Source organism: Shouchella patagoniensis, assembly GCF_002019705.1.
Classification (GTDB): Bacteria; Bacillota; Bacilli; order Bacillales; family Bacillaceae_D; genus Shouchella; species Shouchella patagoniensis.
Map to the genome: position 1 here is coordinate 133,025 of NZ_KV917377.1, position 23,580 is coordinate 156,604.

A 23,580-nucleotide genomic window follows, 5' to 3' on the forward strand; every position below is an offset into this window, starting at 1 on the left:
TAAAAACAATGTTCAATGTGGGGTTGATTGGGTATAAAAGAAGAGATAGAATATGGATGTGTTTGAAAGGGGTGGGGACATGGATAAAACAAATAGATCTTATAAACCAAAGCGTTTTTATAAAATCGGATTTTTTATTGTATCTGGGTTATTGTTAGCTCTAATTATTGTATTAATTGTTGGAGCCTTACGTTTGTTTGCAAATGTTGATCAAGGACAAATGCCATCAGTTAATAATGATCACAATTCAGCGGAATTATTGTCTTTTCAGTTAACTAGGGAACAAACAAATACGCTACTCACTGATTTGATGAATGAGGAAGAAGACATGCCATTTCAGTTTCAAGTAGAAGAAGATGGCGTCTATTTAACGGGGGAATTAGACTTGTTTGTTTCATCCGTGAATTTATCAATGTCTTTTAACCCTGAAGTTAGGGAAGATGGATCGTTACTTTTAGAAGCGGAGAATTTAAGTGCAGGAGCAGCTTCCATTTCTGCAGAGTATGCGTTGCGGATGTTCGCTCAATTCTCTGATTTACCTGAATGGGTTCAGTTATACCCCGAGGAAGAAGCTGTGTTAATAGAATTGCAGGAGTTTGAAGAAATCGCCCCTTACGGACTTAGATTTCATTCTGTCAACTTAATGGAGGACCATATTGAACTTTCTTTAATACGTAAAGAAGACGCAACGGCAAATTAATGCCGTTGCGTTTTTACTTAGCTGCAGACAGTTTAAAAGGGTTGTTTTTTAATTTTAAAGATAATTTACCGTCACTTTCTTCTAATTCTTCGGTAAAGTCAGACAAACACGCGTCAAACTGTTCAATAAATTCACTGCCATAAAGGTGGCGCACAATGCTTATTAGCTCTGAGAATTCAGGGAATTTACCGTATAATTCTTTAATCGGCAGAGAACCTTGATAAATATTATAAGTGCTCTCACTAAAGTTAGTCATTGTTTCACAGAATAGATCTTTTCCAGCATCAGTTAAACAAATATACGTGTTGCGCTTATCATCGTCTTTCTTAGAAAATGCGAGTAATCCGCGGGTTTCCAGTTTTTTTGAAAAATTAAAAGCTGTTGAAACGTGCATGACACCATGAGAAGCAATATCCGAAATAGAAGCCCCATTTAATTGATAAGCAATCCATAGAATATGGTGTTCATTCAAATTCAAATCAAAAGGTTTGATCCATGCCTGCCAGTCTTTCTCTACTGATTTCCAAAGTGCTTTACTTAACACGGCCATTTTGTAACTAAATACAATTGAATCTTTTACAGCGTTGTCCATCCCAACTCCTCCAATCAGACTGTAAGGCAATATATTATTGTTAAATACTTTCTCTTAGTATGCATAAAAATAGGAAAGAATGAAAGAGGAAATTTTCAGGTAAAGGAGATAAAGCCTAGTTACTAGGCTTTAATAACAAATCCTCGTTTATGTGCATCGAATTCTCTCATTGTTTCTTTGATGCGATTTCCGTTAAAGATTATTTTTGTGATTCAATATATTTTTACCGATTATTAACTTATTTTAATTACTTTAGTCCTGATTTATTTGCCAAATGATTTTTATTAAATAGTTTCATAAACGCAGCTAACGCTTCACAGGATTCAAGAGGAACTGCATTATAGATGGAAGCGCGAAGACCCCCAACAGAACGATGACCAGCTAAACCGACAAATCCAGCTTCTTTAGCTTCTTGTAAAAAGAGCTCAGTAAGTTCTTTTGTTTTAAGCGTAAATGTGATATTCATCTGCGAACGAGAATTTTGATCTGCATGTCCTTTGTAAAAACCGTCACTTCGATCAATGGCATCATAGAGTATGGCAGATTTCAGGCGATTCTGCTCTTCAATTTTGTTAAGTCCACCTTGTTGCTCTGTCCAATCAAGTACAAGCCCAAGCATATAAATAGAAAATACAGGTGGGGTGTTGTATAACGAACGAGAATGAGCGAATGTTTGATAGGATAACATCGACGGTACGTTTTTATTTGCTTCTTGTAATAGCGAGTCCTTTATAAGAACGACAGTTACCCCTGATGGACCAAGGTTCTTTTGTGCTCCTGCATAAATGAGATCAAACTGATTGTAGTCTATTTCTCGGGAGAATATGTCACTGGACATATCGCAAATAAGTGGGATGTCCGGTGTTGGAAATGTTGTCCATTGTGTCCCAAAAAGCGTATTGTTGGACGTAAGGTGCATGTAAGAGTCTTCAGGACTATAGAGAATGGCTTGAGGCTCTGGAATGCTCCGATAACCGCTATGTTTACTTGAAGCACCGATGGAGGTTTGCCCATACCGCACGGCCTCTTTTTCTGCTTTTTCAGACCATGATCCAGTAAGTACATAGTTAGCTTGCTGTTTCATAAAATTCATGGGAACCATTGAAAATTGAAGGCTAGCTCCACCTTGTAAAAATAAAACATGGAATTCATCGGACAATCCGAGCATGGATGTTAGCTGCGTAATGGCCTTTGAGTGCACCTGGTCATATGTATCACTACGATGGCTCATCTCCATGATAGACATGCCTGTATCATCAAAGTTAATCAGTTCTTTTTGAGCTCGTAATAGAACTTCCTTTGGGAGTGCGGCAGGCCCTGCATTAAAGTTGTATACATTGTTCATGGAAACCACTCCTCTTTATTGCTTTAAAGTGTATTTTTATTGAATGATATCATAATTAGAAACATTTGAGGATAAAACAATTAAGTTTTTATGTATCATTTTTTAAAAATGAAAATAAAAAATGTTGGCAGAAGAATTTATTCTTCTGCCAACAACTTTTTTTAAGAAAGCGAATGGGCTACTTTTAAAGCGTACTTTTTCAAACCTTCTAAGTCTGGTGTTGCTTGTGCCTCGTTCCATAATGAACCATATAAACCCGTTTCCTCGTAACGAGGTAATAAGTGAAGATGGTAATGAAAAACACTTTGTCCAGCTGATTCTCCGTTGTTATTAAGGATATTTAAGCCAGTAGGCTCAAATGTTGTCTGGAGGGCAGTGGCGATTTTTGGTACCGCAGCAAATAAAGTTGCCGCAACGCCTTCAGGTAATTCAAATACATTTTCATGGTGATGTTTTGGAATGACGAGCGTATGTCCTTTTGTTACTTGAGAGATGTCAAAAAAGGCCAGGATGTCATTGTCTTCATAGACTTTCACCGAGGGAATTTCGCCAGCAATTATTTTGCAAAATATGCAATCTGTCATAAGGACACCTCATTTTAGTTGTTATATCTATAGTTTACTCTCAACATCTTGGAGAAGCAATGCAGATCCTTACAGGAATTTGTAGCGCGAATGAGGAATAACACAAGACCGTAGTTTGAAAAGTGCGCTTTGAAATGAAATTTGCTAAACTAACATGAAGGAGTGATTTTCATATGGCTGATCTTTTAACAATAAATGAGCTAACAGGAGGTTATACACCAAAAAAACCTGTATTGCATAACGTATCCTTTACAGTAAAAAAACAAGAGATTGTAGGATTAATTGGTTTAAATGGTGCTGGTAAAAGCACGACAATTAAACATGTCCTTGGATTAATGGATCCACAAAAAGGGAATGTCAAAATAAATAATCTTCGTTTTTCAGAAGACGCAGATACATATCGAAGGTCATTTGCATACATACCTGAAACGCCAATGTTGTACGATGAACTTACGCTTTGGGAGCATTTAGAACTAACAAGTGTCGCCTATGGTTTAGACAAGCAGGTATTTGAAACAAGAGCCGAAACGTTATTAAAAGAGTTTAATATGATGAAGATGAAAAAGTGGTATCCGAATCATTTCTCAAAAGGAATGCGGCAAAAAGTGATGATTATGAGTGCATTTCTGGCCGAACCATCCTTATATGTTGTGGATGAGCCTATTGTTGGACTTGATCCAGTTGGAATACAGTCATTCTTAAGGTGGATTTCAGAAATGAAGCAAAAAGGGGCCGCGGTTCTTATGTCGACTCATATATTGGCAACGGCAGAACGATACTGTGATCGATTTGTTATTCTTCATCAAGGAGAAGTAGTCTTGACTGGAACCCTTAATGAAATGCGTCAAGCCATTGCTCTTCCTGATGCAACTCTTGATGATATTTACATTGAAATGACAAAGGAAGATCGCAAATGATGGACGCCAAGTCACTATGGGAAAGCAGGCGGCGAAGTTATTGGCAAGAAGCACGAGGATATTTGAAACTGATTCTAAACAGTGGTTTTGTTGCTTCAGCTTACTTTTTATTTTTATTTTTAACGGTTTATTATCAACAATTTATTGAGAACATGGCCGAGGATTTTCCTGTTGTTGAAATTTTGACGCTGTTATTTACTTGGAGACTGACACAAGGTTCAATTCGTACATTTGTGAAACCTGCAGATGTTGTATTTCTCTTACCTTACGAAGCACATCTTAAACCATATTTCACTCAATCAATTCGCTATTCGATTGTTTGGCAAGTGGCTTATGTATTGTTGTTATTTATGGCTGCCGGTCCGATGTTTACAGAACGAATAGGGTCAAGTTCTGTTTTTTGGGTTGCTTTGACAATGTTAGTATTAATAAAAATTTGGAATATGCTTTGTGTATGGGAAGAACAGAGACTTGTCTCAAAAGGCGATCGAATTTCTCACATTGTATTGCGGTTACTAATAAACGGTGTGGCTGCATATATGCTTTTTGTCGGGGCCCCATATATGTTATTAGTAGTTTTATTTGCATTAATGGCCGTTTTATATATGGTGTATTGGCGTACATTCAGTCATAAATATGCATTGAAATGGGATCGTTTAATTGAAGTTGAAAACAGTATGGTGATGTTTTTCTACCGAATCGCAAATGCTTTCACAGATGTACCACAGTTAAGGAATAAAGTAAGAGAACGTAATTATCTTCAATGGGCAATTCCTATGCTTGGAGGCAGGAAGAAGGATGTTCATCACTATTTATACGCACGGACATTTATCCGTGCAAATGATTATTTAGGAACATTTATTAGGCTAGCCGCAGTTGGCGGTGTTTTAATTTATGTGCTGCCAGAAGGTTGGATGAAGTTAGCAATTGCGCTTCTGTTTACACACATTACGATGATGCAGTTATCAACATTATCGTTTCATCATGCTTCAAGTATTTGGGTTGATCTTTATCCGGTTAAGCCCGATGAAAAAAAGATGGCTTTGAGTTTATTGGCATTGAGACTTTTATTTGTGATTAGTATTGTTTTTAGTGTGATTGCTCTACTGACATCCTCCGTTTTATATGCCATATTAACATTTGTGCTTGTTGTGTTATTTGCTTATTATGGCAGTCAAACGCTCATTCATCGTAAAAAAGGGAAATATCGTCGCGTCCGCTAATACAATAAAGTATTAGGGGGGATAGGCCATGTACGAGCAGGATGTAGAAGAGGAACTTCGTCGCTGGCGGAGATTGCTTTTCCGAAAAGAATCCATTATTCAAGCAAAAGCATCGTCGTTTCAAAAAAGGATGAATGAGAAACTTCCTAGTATGTATCATAATGTTGCGACGGTGTGTGTACAAAAAACAGTTGAAATGATTATAGCTGGAGTAGCCTTTACACATAAAGACCCAGAAGAACGACCATTATCTTTACAGGAAAGGGAACAAAGAACGAGAAGAGCTTTTGCAACTTACAGGAGAATGGCAATTGTAGAGGGAGTTGGAACTGGAGCGGGTGGAGTAATTGCCGGGCTGACAGATTTTCCGCTTTTGCTAACATTAAAGATGAAAGCATTGTTTGACGTTGCAGCTATTTATGGATACTCTACCGAAGAGCAGTGCGAAAGAGAGTATTTGTTGCTCATTTTCCAATTAGCATTTTCAACTGGCGAAATGAAAAAAAGTGTCCTGGAAAAAATTGATGCTTATTCAAAAGCGGGTATGAATGATGTCGATTGGCATGCTTGGCAAATGCATTATCGTGACTATATTGATTTACCAAAAACGCTCCAGCTTGTACCAGGCTTTGGAGCGTTTATTGGTGGTTTTGTTAACCGAAGTTTGTTTTATCAGTTAGAGGAAACAACGATTAATGTGTATCGTTTAAGGTGGCTGTCGGAATTAAGACAAATTGAAGAATGAAACTTATTTGTTCATTATCACGTAAATAATAATCAATCATCTAGCATTAGTAACGAAAGCGAATTTTATTAAGAAGCAATGCATTTAAACGCATTGCTTTTTAATAATGATTCATATGTGCGCTTAATTAATTATTGAATCCATGAGGGTGTGTACTGGGACATCATTCCAGCTAATACTGCGAAATAGCCCGTAAATAAAAGAATACCAAGGAGAATCATAATAACGCCGCTCACCTTTTGTATTGTTGGTAAATAGCGATGAATGCGCTTGATTTTATTTAATGAACGTGCCCAAATGAGCGCAATTAATAGAAATGGAACGCCAAGACCAATTGAATAAACAAGCAATAAAAAAGCGCCATTCCAAGCAGTTCCGGATGTACTAGCTAATGTCAAAATGGAAGCTAACACAAGCCCGATGCAAGGTGTCCAACCAGCAGCGAATAAAAAACCTAGCAAGAGTGATTTTGAAAAACTAGCAGCCGTTTTAGGTTCTTTTGTTATTCGTTTATCAGTAAACAGAGCACGAATCGAAATCAGACCAGTCATCTGCAAACCAAAAAGGATAATGATAATCCCACCTAGTTTTTCTAAAAGAAAAATGTTTCCTAGAAATAATTTACCTAATAACGTGCTCGTTAAGCCAAATAGCATAAAAACAATTGTGAATCCACCAATAAAACCAAGACTCCGCGAAAGAATAACGCTCCGAGGAGCTGCTACTGCTCCAGCGGTGACTGTTGTCCCTGTTAATTGGGACAAATAGGCTGGCATAAGCGGAAAAATACACGGAGAAAAAAAAGATACTAGGCCCGCAAAAAAAGCGATGCTCAAAGTGACTTCCATCGTTCTACAGCTCCTTACTTTAAAAACGGTTATGTACAAGTATATGACTGCAATTAGTGTAACATGTGCAATCCCTAGAGAGCGAATTCAATTTCAATATCCTTATTTATTTAACATTTGCTTAAGTAAGTTCGATGTTTTATTTAATGATAAGCAATCACAGAAATGTCAAATCAGTAACAAATACAATGTAAAATCAAAAATCATTATGCGGATTCATCTGTTTTTCGGTATGATTGGTAAAGCATGTCGGTATTTAGACCTATCCTGGCATTACATATATCAATGGACACCTGATGACCGAAAGGGGGGCATCTAGATGATTAAGAAATTAGGACTAGCTGGTGGCATTCTTATCGCGATGCTTGCCTTATCCTTTGTTTTTTTTGCAATTGTCATTTTAGCAGGTACGTATCAAATCGATGAAGAAAAGCTCGTTATGAACCATTCAAGTGTTCTTGTCGATACCGAAGGAAATGTCATTACGAACTTATATATGGAGAATAGAGAAGTTATCTCGATTGGGGAAGTACCAGAGTATGTGCAACAAGCTTTTGTATCGATGGAAGATGCCCGTTTTTATGAACATCAAGGGATTGATTTCAGGTCAATTGGACGAGCTCTTTATCGGGATATACTCGCAGGTGCGAAAGTAGAGGGCGGCAGCACGATTACACAACAATTAGCAAAAAATATGTTCCTTTCTAATGAAAAGGCATGGCTAAGAAAGACAAATGAAGTATTAATTGCAATGAACTTAGAACGTCGTTACAGTAAAGAAGAAATTTTGCAGATGTATTTAAATCAGATTTATTTTGGACACGGAGCACATGGAATTGAAGCAGCTGCAAATGTTTACTTTAATAAACCTGCTTCAGAATTATCGATCCATGAAGGTGCGTCATTAGTTGCTGTTGTAAACGCACCAGGTGCTTTTTCACCAATTGACGAACCGGAGCGTCATAAAGAACGGCGTGACTTAGTGCTAACTGTAATGGAACAGCAAGGGTATTTGACAGAAGGAGAGGCAACTCTTGCTAAAGAAAAGCCTGTTGAAACGGACCGGCAGTATCATGAACTGGATGAAGCGCTATTCACTTATATTGACATGGTAATGGATGAAGCAAGGGATCGTTATGAAATTAGTCATGAACAGCTCTTAACAGGCGGTTATCGAATTGTTGTACCAATAGACATGGATTTACAACATAAAACGCACAATGCGTTGCAAGATGAAACGTTTTTCCCAGAGGGAAGCAAAGACGCACAGGCGGCGATGATGTTTATGAATGTGGAGAGTGGTGGAGTTTTGGCAACGCAAGGTGGCACTGATTATGTGCGACGTGGCTTGAATAGAGTGAATGTAAAACGCTCACCTGCATCTACGTTCAAACCACTGGCTGTTTACGCACCTGCGATTGAAAGTGGTATGTATCAACCGTATTCGATGCTAAGAGACGAATTGCTTCAATATGACAATGAATATATTCCAAGAAACGTAACCGGAAATTACCAAGGTGAAATGACATTATATGATGCAGTAACGGAATCGGCTAATGCTCCAGCTGTTTGGTTACTTAATGAGATGGGACTGCAAGATTCTGTGTCTCTACTGCGGAAGTTTGGCTTTCAGCTTCCTGACCGTCATCTATCGATGGCACTTGGTGGTTTAAGAGAAGGTGTGACACCTTATGAATTAACTCGCGCTTACCGTGCTTTTGCTCATGAGGGACAAATGATTGAGCCGCATTTTATAAAAGATCTATACGATCGCAAAGGCAACCGTATCGGTGGAGCGAACCAAGTGGAAACCGAAGTAGTATCAAAACAAACTGCGTGGTCAATGACACGGATGCTTGAACATGTTATGAGCGATGGAACTGGAGCGACTGGAACACCATCAGTATCAGCTATTGCTGGGAAAACGGGTACGCAAGGATATAATGAAGCTTCCGGAGCAAATAGCGATGCCTGGTTTGTTGGCTATACCCCTAAGATTGTTGGTGCCGTTTGGATGGGGTTTGATCAGACAACAAAAGACCAACATCTAACCGGTGGAAGTTATTACCCAACGCAATTATTTAAAGAGATGGTTAATAGTTTGCCTGCATCAATGCAAGCAACTGCTTTTGAACAACCAGAGGGTACAAATGACCTTTCACCACCAATCGCGATGGAGGAGATTGAAGGATTTACTGCTTCTTATTCATTAGGGGGCGGAGGCCTCATTAGTGTATCTCTTGATTGGGAGAGTTTTGAAGACGAGCGGATTGAATTTAACGTTTATGAAATTGATGGTGATTCCCGTAAAAAGGTAGCATCGAACCTAACAGAACCTCATTTTTCTGAAGGTCGTTTAAATCCTTTTTCCATTCCAAGCTACCAAGTTGTTGCTTTCGATCCAACTACAGAAATGGAAGGAACTGAATCTTCCGTTCAAAAACCAAGTTTTACATTTTCTTTTTAATACTAAAATGAAAGAGCACAAATTTAATGTGCTCTTTTTTGTGCGTGCATCTCTTTTCTATTAGATCGGGAAAAGTCGATGAATAGCTCAATTTCGTGACAATTCGATCGAAGGTGTATACAAGAGCTTACTAGGTTATTATAGTAAAGTAGATTGACGTTATGTAAGCAGAAACAATGAATTCTTATTTTATATCAAGTAAGATGGATAAAGAATTAGTACGGAAGGCAAGAGAGGTGGACAATGATGAGTTTAAAAGGCTTTAATGACACATTTTTAAAAGCATGTAGAGGGGAAGAACAAGACCATGTCCCTGTTTGGTATATGAGGCAAGCGGGTCGTTCGCAACCGGAGTACCGTAAGATTAAAGAAACACATAGTCTATTTGATATTACACACGATCCAGAACTGTGCGCTTACGTTACAAAGTTACCGGTTGACCAATATAACACAGATGCAGCAATTCTTTATAAAGATATAATGACGCCGCTTCCATTCATTGGTGTAGACGTTGAGATTAAATCTGGAATAGGTCCCGTTATTCATAATCCAATTAGATCAAGCAAAGATGTAGAGCAATTAGGTGAATTAAATCCAGAAAAAGACGTAGCTCATGTAATTGAAACGATCAAGTTGTTACGGACACAACTGTCCGTCCCTTTAATTAGTTTTGGAGGAGCTCCCTTTACATTAGCTAGTTATATGATTGAAGGTGGTCCTTCACGCAACTATCATAAAACCAAAGCGTTTATGCACGCGGAGCCGAAAGCTTGGCAACGTTTAATGGACAAGCTTGGAGATATGACTATTGCTTACATACGCGCTCAAATAAATGCAGGCTCACAAGCAATTCAATTATTTGACTCTTGGGTTGGAGCGTTGAGTTTAGCTGATTATAATCAGTTTATTAAGCCAGTTATGGAACGTATTTTTAAAGAAATACGAACGGATGGGGTTCCGCTCATTTTACACGGCGTGGGGACTCCCCATTTAATGCCAGAGTGGAAAAACATGCCGGTAGATGTGATCGGTCTCGATTGGCGGACACCGATTGGTGAAGCTCGTAGAATTGGTATTACAAAAACGGTTCAAGGAAATATGGATCCTTCTTTATTGCTAGCTCCATGGCCTGTGATTGAAAAAGAAGCGAAAGCAATATTAGATGAAGGAATGAAATCTAATCATTTCATATTTAATTTAGGGCAGGGTGTATTTCCAGAAGTTAATCCTGATACATTAAAACGCTTGACTACGTTTATTCATGATTATTCGAGAGAGTATAAACAACAGAAGAAAGGATCGAAATAAAATGAAAAAGAAAATGGGCCTGTTAGTAATGGCGTATGGTACACCTCGAAAAAAAGAGGAAATTGAACCTTATTACACGCATATTCGCCGTGGTCGACGGCCCTCTGAAGAAGCGTTGTCAGACTTAGCAGGACGCTATGAAGCAATTGGTGGGATTAGTCCATTAGCGAGAATTACTGAAGAGCAAGCACACGGACTAGCTAATACGCTTAATCAACAGCAGAACGATATCGAATTCATTCCCTATTTGGGTTTAAAGCATATTGATCCATTTATTGAAGATGCTGTTAAACAAATGAAGGAAGATGGAATAGAAGAAGCTGTATCACTTGTGTTAGCCCCTCATTTCTCTACTTTTAGCGTCAAATCATATAACGGGCGTGCGCAGGAAGAAGCGGAAAACTTAGGTGATTTGACCATTTATTCGATTGAAAGTTGGTATAAGGAACCTAAATTCCTCGAGTACTGGAAAAGCCAAATTGAAACGGAAATGAAGAAAGTTGATTCGCTTGATGAGCTATGCGTGATCTTTTCGGCACATAGTTTGCCAGAAAAAATCATAGCTGCGGGTGACCCTTATCCAGAACAGTTGCAAGAGACGGCTGCGCTTTTAGCTGATTTAGCGAATGTTACTCATTATGAAATTGGGTGGCAAAGTGAAGGGAATACACCTGACCCTTGGCTAGGTCCAGATGTGCAAGATTTAACTCGGACGCTCTATAAAGAAAAAGGGTATAAAACGTTTATGTACTGTCCGGTTGGTTTTGTTGCAGAGCATCTAGAAGTTTTGTATGACAACGATTATGAATGCAAAGTCGTTACGGATGAAATAGGAGCGCGCTATTTACGGCCACCAATGCCAAATGCAAATCCATTATTTTTACAAGCATTAGCGGATGCGGTGACAAAACGATTGGGTTCAGTAAATCAATGAACGTCAAGAAAAGAGTAGCAATTATCGGAGCTGGTGCCACAGGTTTATCTGCAGCTTTATGGTTAGAAGACAATAGCAATCATTCGTATGATGTCTATGAAGCAACATCTCGTGTAGGTGGGAAAGTTGTTACTTATACTGAACATAATTCCGTTGTAGAAGGTGGAGCTGATTCTTATCTAGAACGGAAAGAGAGTATGACTCGCCTTATTGAACGTGTTGGATTAAGTGATCAGCTTGTGCGTAACGAAGTAGGACAAGCCTATATTTTAAAGCAAGGTCAACTCTATCCTAATCCTAAGCGAACGGTATTAGGGGTTCCAACAGATCTTGATTTGTTTTTGGAAACCGACCTTATATCAGCAGAAGGAAAACGAGAGTTGCTGAATGAATTTAATAAACCTCGTCTCGTGCAAGACGGGGAAGATGTTTCTTTAGGTGACTTTTTTGAGTATCGCCTTGGGAAAGAAATGGTTACCTCATTAATTGAACCATTGCTTGGTGGCATTTATGGTGGGAATATATATGAGCTAAGTATGCGCGCAACTTTTCCTCATTTTCTGAGATACGAAGCAGAACATGGCAGTATTTTACGTGCACTTGAAACAACGAAACCAGCAAATTCCACTGTAAAACAACAAGGTATGTTTTTAACTGTTAAGTCAGGCTTGCAGTCTGTTTTAGAAGCGGCAGCTGAACAATTAAAAAAAGGTGTAATTTATTATAATCACTGTGTCAAAAAGATAAACCGCCTTGATAATGGAACGTACACTTTACTCTTCAAAGATGGTGCCACGAAGGAGTATGATAATGTATTGATTACATTGCCACCTATAAAAGCGAGTCAACTAACAGGTAGCGATGAATTAATCAAGGAAGCAAGTGTAATGGAAGCAACAAGTTGTGCAACGGTGGCGCTGACTTTTAATGAAGGTGAAGTCGTCCATAGAAATGACGGTACTGGCTTTGTTGTTGCAAGAGGTGGCGATGAAACAATTACTGCCTGTACTTGGACAGATTCTAAATGGCCTCATACCAATGCAAAAGGGGAAACCCTGTTGCGAGCTTACGTAGGGCGACCAGATCATGCAGCAATTGTCGATCAGCCAGAAGAAGAAATCGTTGAAGCTGTGTTGCGTGACTTAAACAAAGTAATGAAGATTACAGGCAAACCTATTCGCACAAAAGTTACTCGTTGGAAAGAGGCAATGCCTCAATACAAAGTAGGTCATCTGAAACGTATTGAACATTTTAAAAGTATGCTATCAAACGAGTTTCCAGGCGTTTTTGTAGCGGGAGCGGGTTTTGAAGGCGTAGGGCTCCCAGATTGTGTGAATCAAGGGATTGAGGCCGCAAAACAGTTAAATAAAAAATAACGTGAGCAAACGCTCACGTTTTTTTTAACGGAAATGATTATAATAGCGGACTTTAAGTTCTTCTTGATGATCAAGAATTTTTTTGTCATTTAAAAACTTTTTAAGTTCCCGCTCGGTGTACTTGCGTTTTTTTATTGAAATAGTTAAAAAAATAAACGAAAAAGTCATAAACTTAGTTACCTCCTTTCACAGAAGGCGGCGCTTTAGGTACATCCTGGCACCGTCTCAATTACTAATAGTTGTGGATCTCTGTTCAATGGAATTGCTGTAAACATTTTTTTCATCTCCTTCTTCAATATTTTTCCAGTTAAAACGCATAAAAAAAACGCAGTTGTGATCTGCGATAATAATACGCAGAGCTTTCCCCTGCGACCGTCTATGCATTTAAATGGAAATTAACGAACGGAAGGTGAACAAGATGTAGCATATGAGGTTACTTTCTTAACTGATAGTGCTTTCATATTGTTCATCTCCTTTACATTTTAATAACTTACAGCTTAAGTTTACTTGGTACCCATTTAAATGTAAAGTTATTTTTCTTAATTTTCTCCGAAAACAAATATAAAAAACTTCTGAAAGTCGATTTAAAGGGATATTGATTCAGCGCTGTTTGCGGTTTTTAGTTTGTGATACAATAGGTGGGATGTGCTAGAAAAGCAAGGAAAGGAACGCTGGAAATGAGGAGCAATGAGGAATGGATTCAAATCTTCGGTTCGATTCGCCATGATTGGCTGAATGTGCTGCAATTGATAAAAGGTAATTTGGCACTCGGAAACGAAGAAAGAGTCATGGCAGTGATTCAGGAAGCTGTTGAACAAACGGCTAATGAGAGCCGATTATGTAGTTTAGGCATGCCAAAAACAACGTTGTTGCTGCTTGAACAAAAATGGAAACCGACCCAGCATCCACTTGATATTGAAGTTGATGGAGAATTATTTCCTTTAACTAACTATGATGATTTGCTATATGCGTGTTTTGATTGTTTTTTTAACAACTATAATGAAGTTGTTGATGCTGAAGAAAGTGACAAAACAACGATTTCATTTACTTTTTTTGATGAAAAGTGTTTAATTGAACTAAGTTATGATAACGATTTAAGTGAGTCGGCATTCCATGAATGTTTGGCAGATATGCCTCCCGCAATTAAGGTGGAGCTTCTAGAAAGGGAAGGCTATGCTATCACGTTTTTGTTAGACGCATCACAAATGCAAGAGTAGATTTTAAGAGGTGAAGATAAAGATGTTTGTAGATAAAGTGACCGTTTACGCTAAAGGTGGAGACGGTGGAAATGGAATGGCGGCGTATCGCCGTGAAAAATATGTTCCAGACGGTGGACCGGCTGGCGGCGATGGTGGTCGTGGGGCAAGTGTAGTTCTTGAAGTGGATGAAGGTTTGCGTACGTTGATGGATTTCCGTTATAACCGTCACTTCAAAGCAAAGCGCGGCGATCACGGTATGTCCAAAAATATGCATGGTAAAAATGCAATGGATTTAATTGTTAAGGTTCCCCCAGGTACGATTGTGACAGATGAAGCAACAGGAGTCATGCTAGCTGATTTAACAGAACACGGTCAACGAGCGGTCGTGGCGAAAGGCGGTCGTGGAGGTCGTGGAAACGTTCGTTTTGCAACTCCAGTGAATCCAGCCCCTGATCACGCTGAAAATGGCGAGCCTGGACAAGAAAGAAACATTGTTCTTGAATTAAAAGTACTAGCCGATGTTGGTTTGGTTGGGTTTCCTTCTGTAGGTAAATCAACGTTACTTTCAATTGCATCTGCTGCAAAACCTAAAATTGCCGATTATCATTTTACAACAATAACACCGAATTTAGGAGTTGTTGATACGCAAGATAATCGTAGTTTTGTTATGGCTGATCTACCTGGATTGATTGAAGGAGCCCATGAAGGGATTGGGTTAGGTCATCAGTTTTTGCGTCATATCGAAAGAACACGGGTCATTGTTCACGTTGTGGATATGTCGGCATTAGAAGGACGTGACCCAATTGAGGATTATAATAAAATTAACGAAGAGCTTTCACAATATAATTATCGTTTAACAGAACGACCGCAAATTATTGTGGCGAATAAAATGGACATGCCTAACTCGCTTGACAACTTGAACAAGTTTAAAGAGGCTGTTGGTGAAGAAGCTGTTATTTTCCCAATTTCTGCATTAACAAAAGAAGGTGTTCGTGAATTGCTGTTAGCAATTGCGGATGAGCTTGAAAAAGCACCGGAGTTTCCTTTATATGATGAAGAATCGGATGAAGAAGCACGTGTAATGTATAAACATGAAGCGCCCGTCGATCCTTTTATCATTACAAGAGGGGATGACGGGGTATATGAATTAGCGGGAGCAGAACTTGAGCGTGTGTTTAAAATGACTGATTTCTCAAGAGATGAATCTGTTCGTCGATTTGCAAGGAAATTACGCCATATGGGTGTCGATGCTGCGTTAAGAGAACGAGGCGCAAAAGACGGGGACCTTGTGCGTGTGATGAAATTTGAATTTGAGTTTATTGAATAAGGATCGTTAAATGCATAGCCAGTCAGTTAATTACTGTACTGGTTATTGTCATGAAAAATAAAATTTCGGTTTATTCGTTAGAATAAGAATAAGCCACTATAATGGAAATAGGTACATGTATACGTGTAGTGTACGGGTAAAGGAGGTGCCATGCGTTGTCAAAAAAGCAGTTTTTTCTTGTTCGAGAAGATATGCTCACTGATGCGATGCAGCGAACATTAGAAGCGAAAGCGCTGTTATCAACTGGAAAATCAAAAAAAATCAATGAAGCTGTTCATCGTGTAGGGTTAAGTCGAAGTGCTTTTTATAAATATAAAGATGGCATCTTCCCATTCCATGCGATAGCTAAAGAGAGAATTATTACGTTATCGATTAATCTTGAAGATAAATCGGGTACATTGTCACAGTTATTAAATATAGTCGCACAAACAGGTGCAAACATCTTAACAATTAATCAAACGATACCGCTGCAAGGGCGGGCAAATATTACATTATCAGTAGATACTGCTCCAATCGAAATTGACTTAAATGAATTGTTTGAACGTATGGAAGCGTTAGAAGCTGTAGACAGGGTCGAGATGGTTGGCTCTGGTTCTTAGAAAGGATGCGTTATTTTTGAGGAAAGTTGGATATTTAGGCCCGCGAGGCACATTTACGGAGATTGCAGCTAAAGGATTATTTCCAGAAGAAGAATTGATTCCGTTAAAAACGATTCCGAAAGTAATTGATCTTGCATTCGAAAAGGCAATTGACTATGCGGTTGTTCCGATCGAAAATGCTATTGAAGGTACAGTAAATCTAACCCTTGATTATTTTATTCATCAAAAACCGATGCCAATCGTTGCGAGTATGTCTATTCGAATCGCTCAACATTTATTGATGTCGCCGACTAAAAATGCAAAGGATTTTATTCCTAAAAAAGTAATCTCTCATCCTCAAGCAATTGCTCAATGCCATCATTATTTACAAAAACATTATCCGGATATTGAGATCGAATATGCTGATTCAACTGGACAAGCTGCGGCGTGGCTGTCGCAACATCCGAATGAAAATGCATGTGTTATCGCAAATGAGCAAGCTGCGCGAACATATGGGTTACAAATTGCTGTTAGCAATATTCATGACTACGATCAAAATCAAACTCGTTTTATTGTCTTAACGGCCAAACCAGAAGATGGGTTAGCCATAAATGGACCAAGCCATCTAGGTAATAAAACGACCTTAATGGTAACTTTGCCATCTGACTTTACAGGTGCTTTGCATCAGGTACTATCTGCATTCGCATGGCGTAAATTAAATTTGTCTAAAATTGAGTCTCGCCCCACAAAAACAGGGCTTGGGAATTACTTTTTTATTATTGAGGTTGACCAACTCATGGATGATGTTTTAATGCCCGGAGCGATTGCAGAGTTAAATGCACTTGGCTGTAAAGTAGAAGTATTGGGAACCTATGCCTTGTACAGTGATCAACCGATATCTGTGCTGAAACAATAAGAAGAGTAGACCTTAAGGTCTACTCTTCTTTTAATAAATATCCTTTTTTGTCCAATTCTTTAATAGCTGACTCAATCTGGTTATCATAATCACCTTCTACTAAATGTAAATGAACACCATTCGTCAACTCGGATAACAAGTTTGCATTTGTACGTTTTAGGTGGGAACAAAACCGATCCACTTCTTGCCGGTTTGAAACATGCATAGACCCAGTTAATTCTCCGTAAATTGCGTGCTCAATCGAGACATTTACTACGGTTAGACCACAATCAACGAAAGTGTATAGTTCATCTGCTGTTTCATCTGGTTTGTGTTGGACAGCGATAAGACGTTGCACTCTTGCTTTTTTTTCTTGAGAAAAATAAAGATAACCTTGCGCGGTCGCAAATATTGGCTCTCCTTTTGCTTTTAGTATGGACATATCTTGTACAATTACTTGCCTACTTACTCCAGAACGTTTTGCTAATTCACTCCCTGTAATCGGTGACTGCTCTTCCGTTAGCCATCTTACGATTGCGTTTCTTCTTTCATCTGCAATTAATTTTTCAGTCATTCTCATCACCTACAAGCAATTTTTATTAACGTTTCAATTAAAAAGTCTATTTCGGATTCGGTTGTTGGTTCTCCAAAAGTAAGGCGTACATATTGATCAGCTTTTTCTAAGTTTAAACCAATAGCTTTTAGTGATTCAGGGATGTCTGTTTGACCTGCTCTACATGCAGATCCAATTGCTAAAGCAATTCCTGCACGGTCACATTCAAGCATAAATTGTTGCCCGCTCCATCCGTGAACGAGCAAGCCCATATGAAAAGGTAATCGATTTTCAATGGACCCAATTAAGGTGAACTTGCCAGTGTTCATTAATCTTGAATATACCTTTTGCCGATACTTCGATAATCTTGTCATTAGAGAGTCTTGCACTTGAATTGCATGCTCTAATCCAAGTGTAAATGCTGCAATAGCAGGTAGATCAACCGTTCCTGGACGAAAACCTTTTTCATGGCGAGTATCTTCATAAAAAGGTTTGAAATACAGTCGATTTGAAATAAATGCGGCCCCTGTTCCTTTAGGAGCATATAATTTATGTGCAGAAAAACTTGCTGCATCCAATAGTGTGTAGTCAATTGGTACTTTTGCAAATGCTTGGATACAGTCACTATGAAATAGTATATCATGCTTGCGTAAGATTGTACTAAGCTCGACAATAGGTTGAATTGTACCGATTTCACTAGAGGCTGCTGCAATGGTACATAAAATCGTATCGGGTTTAATCGAATCAACAAGTGCATCTACCGTAACAGTTCCTTCTTTCGTAACTGGAATATATGTAATGCAATATCCTTGCTTCTCTAAATAAGATAATGCGTTAAGAACAGATGGATGCTCCGTTTTGGTTGAAAGGATGTGTTTTCCCTTTCGTTTGTATGCTAGAGCCAAGGAGACAATCGCTAAAAAATTTGCTTCCGATCCTGAGCCAGTAAAATAAATTTCATCGCTTTTTAACCCAATCAATGAAGAAAATTGAGTGCGAATTGATTCAAGATTTGCTGCTGCCTCCAATCCGTATGTATGGAGGCTATTTGTATTTGCGAAAGCTTGTTTTGCATATGAACAATAAGCAGACAAACATTGATTGGATATTGGCGTGGTTGAGCTGTAATCAAAATAAAGCATAATGGTCTCCAATCTATAGTTGTATTTTCTATTAGTTTATGTAAATATAGGTGACAAGACAAGTGTAAAGTGAGTGAGTTTATGAAACAGCCCTTATCAATCATAATTATTGGGACAGGTGTAGCTGGCTTAATGGCTGCCCATCAATTAGCTGATGTTGCACGTGTGACGTTAATCACAAAGAATTTAATAATGGAGAGTAACTCTGCCCTCGCCCAAGGAGGAGTTGCAGCAGCAGTTGATAAAGACGACCATCCTCAAGCACATCTTGCAGATACGCTGGCGGCAGGAAGTTTTTTTAATCATAGGAGTCGAGCTAGAGACATGGTGAATCAAGCTCCAAATCTTATTGATGAACTTGTCGAACTAGGTGTACCTTTTGAGAAGACGAAAGAAGGTTATATGCTTGCTAATGAAGGCGCACATAGTAAACGGAGGGTTTTACACGCTTTAAAAGACCAAACGGGTAAAGCGATTGTGGAAGTATTACAACAAGTAATCACCGGGAGAGTTGTTCAATTAGATGAACAGCTTGTGACGGAGATTGTTGTAAAACAAAATAAAGTACAAGGGATCATAGCTAATGGATGTTTTAAGCATGCGGATGCCGTCATGCTTGCAAGTGGTGGAGCTGGGCAATTATACCGCTGTACTACTAATACGTCAGGGGCGACAGGTGACGGATTATATTTAGCTTATCAGGCCGGTGCTGTCTTAAAAGATCTCGAATTTATTCAATTCCATCCAACTGTATTAAAAACTAAAGGAAGTGGGCTTATTAGTGAGGCTGTTAGAGGAGAAGGAGCTCATTTAGTAAATAAAGCAGGAAAACGCCTGATGTCATCATATCCCAGGCAAGACCTTGAGGCTCGAGATGTTGTATCTGCCGTAATGAATCAAGCAATAAAAAGAGGAGAAGATGTTTTTCTAGATGCAACACATATGGCCTATTTCGCTGAGCGATTCCCTTTCATTCACAAATCTTGTAGGCAAGCGGGTATAGATCCTGCGGTTGATTACATCCCGGTTGAACCAGGCGCTCACTTTATGTGCGGAGGAGTAGAAACCTCAAATGTTGGCGAGACCTCTGTAAGTGGACTCTATGCAATCGGAGAGGTGGCATGTACAGGCGTTCACGGCGCGAATCGCCTTGCAAGTAACTCGTTATTAGAAGCATTGCATTTTGCGAAAGTTGCTGCTTCTCATCTATCGTCTAAAGACAGTGGAAGTGTATATAAACAAGCAGATGTAAAAGAAGAGAGCGGCCATCAGCAAAACCATATGTTGCCCTTTCGAGAAGAATTGCAAGATAAAATGAGTCAATTCGTTGGTATTGAGCGATCAGAAGAAGGTCTTCTGGCGATGGAAAAGTGGTTGCAATCATTTCGTGATAAGCAGACTACGAAGCAAGAACAATTTGAAGACAGGTGTTTGTATGAACTTGCCCTTTTCATTACGAAGGCTGCTCGCGCTAGAAAAGAGACAAGAGGTACACACAGGAGAATGGATTACCCGAATATGTCAACTGAATGGAAAGATCAATCAGTACTCTTTCAAAAAAAACATACAAGAGGAGAGGGCACTTTTGAATAAGCTGATGTTAATTGATGCAATTCGTGCGTTTTTGATTGAAGATATAGGCTACGGGGACAAAGCAGGTGAATCTTTATTTTTGAAAGACAGGTATAAAACGACAATGGTTATTAATGCAAAAGATACAGGTGTTTTTGCTGGGTCAGAAGTGGTAGTGCAACTATACCGGATATTGGATGAATCGGTTGAAGTTCAATTTATGGTTAACGATGGTGACTGGGTTACTTACGGTCAATCGCTTTGTTTTTTAAGCGGGAGAACGGATGTATTATTAGCTGGGGAACGCGTGTTGCTTAATTTGTTACAAAGAATGTGTGGAATTGCTACTTTAACGGCACAAGCAATAACTATATTAAACGATCATTCGATTCAGATTTGTGATACAAGGAAAACGATGCCAGGTTTACGAATGTTTGATAAAAGAGCTGTACAAATTGGTGGTGGTAAAAACCATCGATTTGGTCTTGATGATGCCGTCATGTTGAAAGAAAATCATATTGCAGCTTCTGGCTCGATCAAGAAGGCCGTTGCAAGTGTAAAAGAGAAGATTGGTCCACTCGTGAAAGTGGAGGTGGAGACTACTAATTTAAGTGAGGTAAAGGAAGCAGTGGAGTCTGGTGTAGATGTAATAATGTTTGATAATGCTTCACCTGACGAAGTAAAAAGTTATGTAAGTGTTGTTCCTGACACTATTTTAACAGAGGCTTCTGGAGGAATTAAGCAAGAAAATCTTGGATCGTATGCACATACAGGGGTTGATTATATTTCACTCGGTTATTTAACGCATTCCGTTAAGGCGCTTGATTTAAGTATGCTTGTACATAAGGAGGTTTTTAGATGAACATCAATCAAATCGCAAGGTTGCCAGAGTACTATCGCGAAATGACAGATGATGAAAAAAAAGCAAGGATTAAACGTGCAAAAGAGCATTTCGGAAGTAGACTTCTTATTCCTGGGCATCATTATCAAAGAGAAGATGTCATTCAATTTGCTGATTTTACAGGGGATTCACTTCAATTAGCGCAAATATGTGAAGAAAGTAAAGCGGATTTCATTGTTTTTTGTGGTGTTCATTTTATGGCTGAAACGGCCGATATGCTTACAAAAGATCGACAAACGGTACTTTTACCTGATCTTGCTGCAGGTTGTTCTATGGCAGATATGGCATCTATATCCCAAACAGAAAGAGCATGGACAAAGCTAATCGATCTGTTTGGAGACACCATTCTCCCTCTAACGTATGTAAATTCAACTGCAGAAATAAAAGCGTTTTGTGGTCAAAAAGGAGGGGCTTGCGTAACGTCTTCAAACGCAGAAAATATGGTTAAATGGGCGCTAGAAAACAAGCAAAGGCTCTTGTTTTTGCCAGATCAGCATTTAGGGCGTAACACAGCCTATGCATTGGGCATTCCCTTGCATCGGATGGCGGTCTGGAATCCGCGAACAGATGAGCTTGAGTTAACGAATGGTGGGACAATTGAGGATGTGATTGTCATCTTGTGGAAAGGACACTGTTCAGTCCATGAAAAATTCACATTGGCTCAAATTGACGATATAAGACAAAACTCGCCAAACACAAAAGTAATCGTTCACCCTGAATGTAGTCATGAAGTTGTTCAAGCAGCAGATATGGCAGGTAGCACACACTATATTATAGAAACGATTAAGAATGCAAAACCAGGCACGAGGTGGGCAGTTGGAACAGAAATGAATTTAGTAAAACGATTGGCAAGTATTCATTCAGATAAAGAAATTAGTTCATTAAATGCAAATATGTGTCCTTGTTTAACAATGAACCGAATTGATTTAGAACATTTATGTAGGACACTTGATTTATTAATGGATGGAGTTAAGCAATTTGAAATTAATGTTCCTAAAGATACTACCAATTATGCCAAAATGGCATTAGAACGAATGTTAATACATGTATAGGTGGATAGCACAGGCAATTGTCTGTGCTTTTTTTGGCATAAGCCAAGGTATCAAAACATAAAGTGTGTGTGAGTGTTGATAAGAACTGAGAACCGAAAGGTCTAAACATGCATACTGTGTACGAATGCCTATATGAAAGGGGATTGGACTAGTGAGAATTCATATCGTCCAAAAGGGAGATACACTTTGGAAACTTGCGAATAAATATGATGTTGAGCCAGAACAAATTCAATCAGCAAATCCGAATGTAGTAAATCCTGAAATGTTAATGCCTGGAATGAAGTTAAAAGTTCCAACAGGCACAGTCGTGGTAAGAAAAGAAAAAACAGAAACGAATAAACAATTGACGTCTCAAAAACAAAAAGAAACGATACCTAAAAAAGAATCTGTGCAGCCATTAAAAAAATCAGAGATAAAAGCTCAGGAAATTAAAAAAACAAAACCCGAAATTCAGATGCCGTCACCTCCACAATCAAATAAAAAAGGGCCTACATTTGAACAACAGAAACCAATGCAACAATCAAATGAGTTACTACCACTTCCGCCAAAGCCTCCTTGCGCGCCATGCCAAGGAAAACAACAATCTTTTTCAATGCCAACTAATGGTGGATTTGCTCAACAAAATGCACAAGTGCAACAATGGATGCAATCACCTCCTCCAAATGCGAACATGCAGCCGATGCAAATGACAAATCAGCAACAAGGAAATTACCAACAATATGATCCATATTCTGTAAAACAACAACCATCATTTAATGGGGATCACAACTACAACCATAATTTCTCACAAAACAATCCATTTATGCCAAATCAACAAGAATTTAATCCTTATCAGCAGAATAATACACATCAAAATCAACAGTTTACTTTTCCGCAACAGCACCAGCAACAGCAATACATGCCGAATCAACAGCCAAATTATGCAGCCCAATCAAATTGGCCTGCCATGCCAATGGACTCATCTCAAGCGGAAACAGGGTTTGCGTCTCAGAACATGAATAATTATGGAACGCAGCCACAAGAACACAATTACCATCAACAAAATTTGTTGTATGGGCAATCAAATCAAGGTTATCAGTCGCAGCAAATGAATATGCCGATGCATCAACATCAACAGTCTTTTAACAGTCAAGCTCAAATTCCCCAACAACAATCTTACTCAATGGTGCATAATCAAGCACCGAGAATGATGACGCATAACGCAATGTACCAACAAGGTATGAATTCTATCGAGCCAATGATGCAGGAGTATGAACCAAGACAACAAGTAAATGCGTATGAAGAAAAGGATTCACAAGAATAAATGATTTTTACAGGCAACA

At 38.8% G+C, this 23,580-nt stretch carries 23 protein-coding genes; 16 read left to right on the plus strand and 7 right to left on the minus strand.

What is annotated here, in order from left to right; translation table 11 throughout:
* The first annotated feature begins 79 nt into the window (after positions 1 to 79).
* A complete protein-coding gene (locus BK584_RS00810; protein ID WP_169870968.1) occupies positions 80 to 700 on the plus strand; it encodes a YpmS family protein in 621 nt (206 codons plus the stop codon).
* A 13-nt stretch (positions 701 to 713) separates the two neighbouring features.
* Here the strand turns inward: BK584_RS00810 and BK584_RS00815 are convergent, their stop codons facing one another.
* The 3 genes from BK584_RS00815 to BK584_RS00825 all read right to left on the minus strand — a co-directional run bounded on the left by BK584_RS00815 (position 714) and on the right by BK584_RS00825 (position 3,221).
* The gene (locus BK584_RS00815) at positions 714 to 1,292 is read right to left on the minus strand and encodes an HTH-type transcriptional regulator Hpr (protein WP_078390826.1); all 579 of its coding nucleotides are present in this window, start codon (positions 1,290 to 1,292) and stop codon (positions 714 to 716) included.
* A gap of 247 nt (positions 1,293 to 1,539) precedes the next feature.
* Positions 1,540 to 2,637 (minus strand): 3-phosphoserine/phosphohydroxythreonine transaminase, encoded by a 1,098-nt coding sequence (gene serC, locus BK584_RS00820; protein ID WP_078390827.1) that lies wholly within the window; start codon positions 2,635 to 2,637, stop codon positions 1,540 to 1,542.
* Between the two features lie 161 nt (positions 2,638 to 2,798).
* Positions 2,799 to 3,221, minus strand: coding sequence for an HIT family protein (locus BK584_RS00825; RefSeq protein ID WP_078390828.1), 423 nt, complete (start codon positions 3,219 to 3,221; stop codon positions 2,799 to 2,801).
* A gap of 173 nt (positions 3,222 to 3,394) precedes the next feature.
* Here BK584_RS00825 and BK584_RS00830 point away from each other — a divergent pair, with 173 nt between their 5' ends.
* From BK584_RS00830 to BK584_RS00840, 3 genes are read left to right on the plus strand one after another with little or no spacing between them, the layout of a single operon-like run.
* Positions 3,395 to 4,138: an ABC transporter ATP-binding protein gene (locus tag BK584_RS00830; RefSeq protein WP_078390829.1), complete on the plus strand. Its 744-nt coding sequence runs from the start codon at positions 3,395 to 3,397 to the stop codon at positions 4,136 to 4,138.
* Complete coding sequence (locus BK584_RS00835) at positions 4,135 to 5,361, plus strand: ABC transporter permease (RefSeq protein ID WP_078390830.1); 1,227 nt, start codon at positions 4,135 to 4,137, stop codon at positions 5,359 to 5,361. The genes BK584_RS00830 and BK584_RS00835 overlap by 4 nt, the downstream gene beginning before the upstream one ends.
* A 28-nt stretch (positions 5,362 to 5,389) precedes the next feature.
* Entirely contained in the window at positions 5,390 to 6,106 is a 717-nt protein-coding gene (locus BK584_RS00840) for an EcsC family protein (protein ID WP_078390831.1), read from the plus strand.
* A 131-nt stretch (positions 6,107 to 6,237) separates the two neighbouring features.
* Here BK584_RS00840 and BK584_RS00845 read toward each other — a convergent pair whose 3' ends face one another.
* On the minus strand, positions 6,238 to 6,954 hold the full coding sequence (locus tag BK584_RS00845) for a cytochrome c biogenesis CcdA family protein (protein ID WP_078390832.1): 717 nt from the start codon (positions 6,952 to 6,954) through the stop codon (positions 6,238 to 6,240).
* A 319-nt stretch (positions 6,955 to 7,273) separates the two neighbouring features.
* On the opposite strand from BK584_RS00845, the gene BK584_RS00855 reads away from it, so the two are divergent.
* The 4 genes from BK584_RS00855 (at position 7,274) to hemY (ending at position 13,039) form a co-directional block, all read left to right on the plus strand.
* Positions 7,274 to 9,421, plus strand: a complete 2,148-nt coding sequence (locus tag BK584_RS00855; protein WP_078390834.1) for a transglycosylase domain-containing protein — start codon at positions 7,274 to 7,276, stop codon at positions 9,419 to 9,421.
* A gap of 246 nt (positions 9,422 to 9,667) precedes the next feature.
* On the plus strand, positions 9,668 to 10,729 hold the full coding sequence (gene hemE, locus BK584_RS00860) for a uroporphyrinogen decarboxylase (RefSeq protein ID WP_437182726.1): 1,062 nt from the start codon (positions 9,668 to 9,670) through the stop codon (positions 10,727 to 10,729).
* Between the two features lies 1 nt (position 10,730).
* The gene (gene hemH, locus BK584_RS00865; protein ID WP_078390836.1) at positions 10,731 to 11,663 is read left to right on the plus strand and encodes a ferrochelatase; all 933 of its coding nucleotides are present in this window, start codon (positions 10,731 to 10,733) and stop codon (positions 11,661 to 11,663) included.
* A complete protein-coding gene (gene hemY, locus BK584_RS00870) occupies positions 11,660 to 13,039 on the plus strand; it encodes a protoporphyrinogen oxidase (protein WP_078390837.1) in 1,380 nt (459 codons plus the stop codon). Before hemH ends, hemY begins: the two co-directional genes overlap by 4 nt.
* A gap of 24 nt (positions 13,040 to 13,063) precedes the next feature.
* On the opposite strand, the gene BK584_RS25480 is transcribed toward hemY, so the two are convergent.
* Complete coding sequence (locus BK584_RS25480; RefSeq protein WP_078390838.1) at positions 13,064 to 13,207, minus strand: YrzI family small protein; 144 nt, start codon at positions 13,205 to 13,207, stop codon at positions 13,064 to 13,066.
* A gap of 509 nt (positions 13,208 to 13,716) precedes the next feature.
* Here BK584_RS25480 and BK584_RS00880 point away from each other — a divergent pair.
* From BK584_RS00880 to pheA, 4 genes are all read left to right on the plus strand, one after another.
* Positions 13,717 to 14,256 carry a Spo0B domain-containing protein gene (locus BK584_RS00880; protein WP_078390839.1) on the plus strand — a complete coding sequence of 180 codons (540 nt, stop codon included), beginning with the start codon at positions 13,717 to 13,719 and terminating at the stop codon, positions 14,254 to 14,256.
* A gap of 22 nt (positions 14,257 to 14,278) precedes the next feature.
* Complete coding sequence (gene obgE / locus BK584_RS00885; protein WP_078390840.1) at positions 14,279 to 15,565, plus strand: GTPase ObgE; 1,287 nt, start codon at positions 14,279 to 14,281, stop codon at positions 15,563 to 15,565.
* 155 nt (positions 15,566 to 15,720) lie between these two features.
* Positions 15,721 to 16,164, plus strand: coding sequence for an ACT domain-containing protein (locus tag BK584_RS00890; protein WP_054709131.1), 444 nt, complete (start codon positions 15,721 to 15,723; stop codon positions 16,162 to 16,164).
* 16 nt (positions 16,165 to 16,180) lie between these two features.
* Complete coding sequence (gene pheA, locus BK584_RS00895) at positions 16,181 to 17,059, plus strand: prephenate dehydratase (protein WP_078390841.1); 879 nt, start codon at positions 16,181 to 16,183, stop codon at positions 17,057 to 17,059.
* Positions 17,060 to 17,078: 19 nt separating this feature from the next.
* Here pheA and BK584_RS00900 read toward each other — a convergent pair whose 3' ends face one another.
* Both BK584_RS00900 and BK584_RS00905 read right to left on the minus strand, forming a co-directional pair.
* Positions 17,079 to 17,612, minus strand: coding sequence for a transcription repressor NadR (locus BK584_RS00900; protein WP_367579276.1), 534 nt, complete (start codon positions 17,610 to 17,612; stop codon positions 17,079 to 17,081).
* Between the two features lie 5 nt (positions 17,613 to 17,617).
* Entirely contained in the window at positions 17,618 to 18,733 is a 1,116-nt protein-coding gene (locus BK584_RS00905; protein ID WP_078390843.1) for a cysteine desulfurase family protein, read from the minus strand.
* 81 nt (positions 18,734 to 18,814) lie between these two features.
* On the opposite strand from BK584_RS00905, the gene nadB reads away from it, so the two are divergent.
* The 4 genes from nadB to BK584_RS00925 all read left to right on the plus strand — a co-directional run bounded on the left by nadB (position 18,815) and on the right by BK584_RS00925 (position 23,561).
* Positions 18,815 to 20,326 carry an L-aspartate oxidase gene (gene nadB, locus BK584_RS00910; protein WP_078390844.1) on the plus strand — a complete coding sequence of 504 codons (1,512 nt, stop codon included), beginning with the start codon at positions 18,815 to 18,817 and terminating at the stop codon, positions 20,324 to 20,326.
* Entirely contained in the window at positions 20,319 to 21,167 is an 849-nt protein-coding gene (gene nadC, locus BK584_RS00915) for a carboxylating nicotinate-nucleotide diphosphorylase (protein WP_078390845.1), read from the plus strand. Before nadB ends, nadC begins: the two co-directional genes overlap by 8 nt.
* Positions 21,164 to 22,258 (plus strand): quinolinate synthase NadA, encoded by a 1,095-nt coding sequence (gene nadA / locus BK584_RS00920; protein WP_078390846.1) that lies wholly within the window; start codon positions 21,164 to 21,166, stop codon positions 22,256 to 22,258. The genes nadC and nadA overlap by 4 nt, the downstream gene beginning before the upstream one ends.
* Positions 22,259 to 22,409: 151 nt before the next feature.
* Positions 22,410 to 23,561 carry a LysM peptidoglycan-binding domain-containing protein gene (locus BK584_RS00925; protein ID WP_169870970.1) on the plus strand — a complete coding sequence of 384 codons (1,152 nt, stop codon included), beginning with the start codon at positions 22,410 to 22,412 and terminating at the stop codon, positions 23,559 to 23,561.
* Positions 23,562 to 23,580 lie beyond the last annotated feature (19 nt).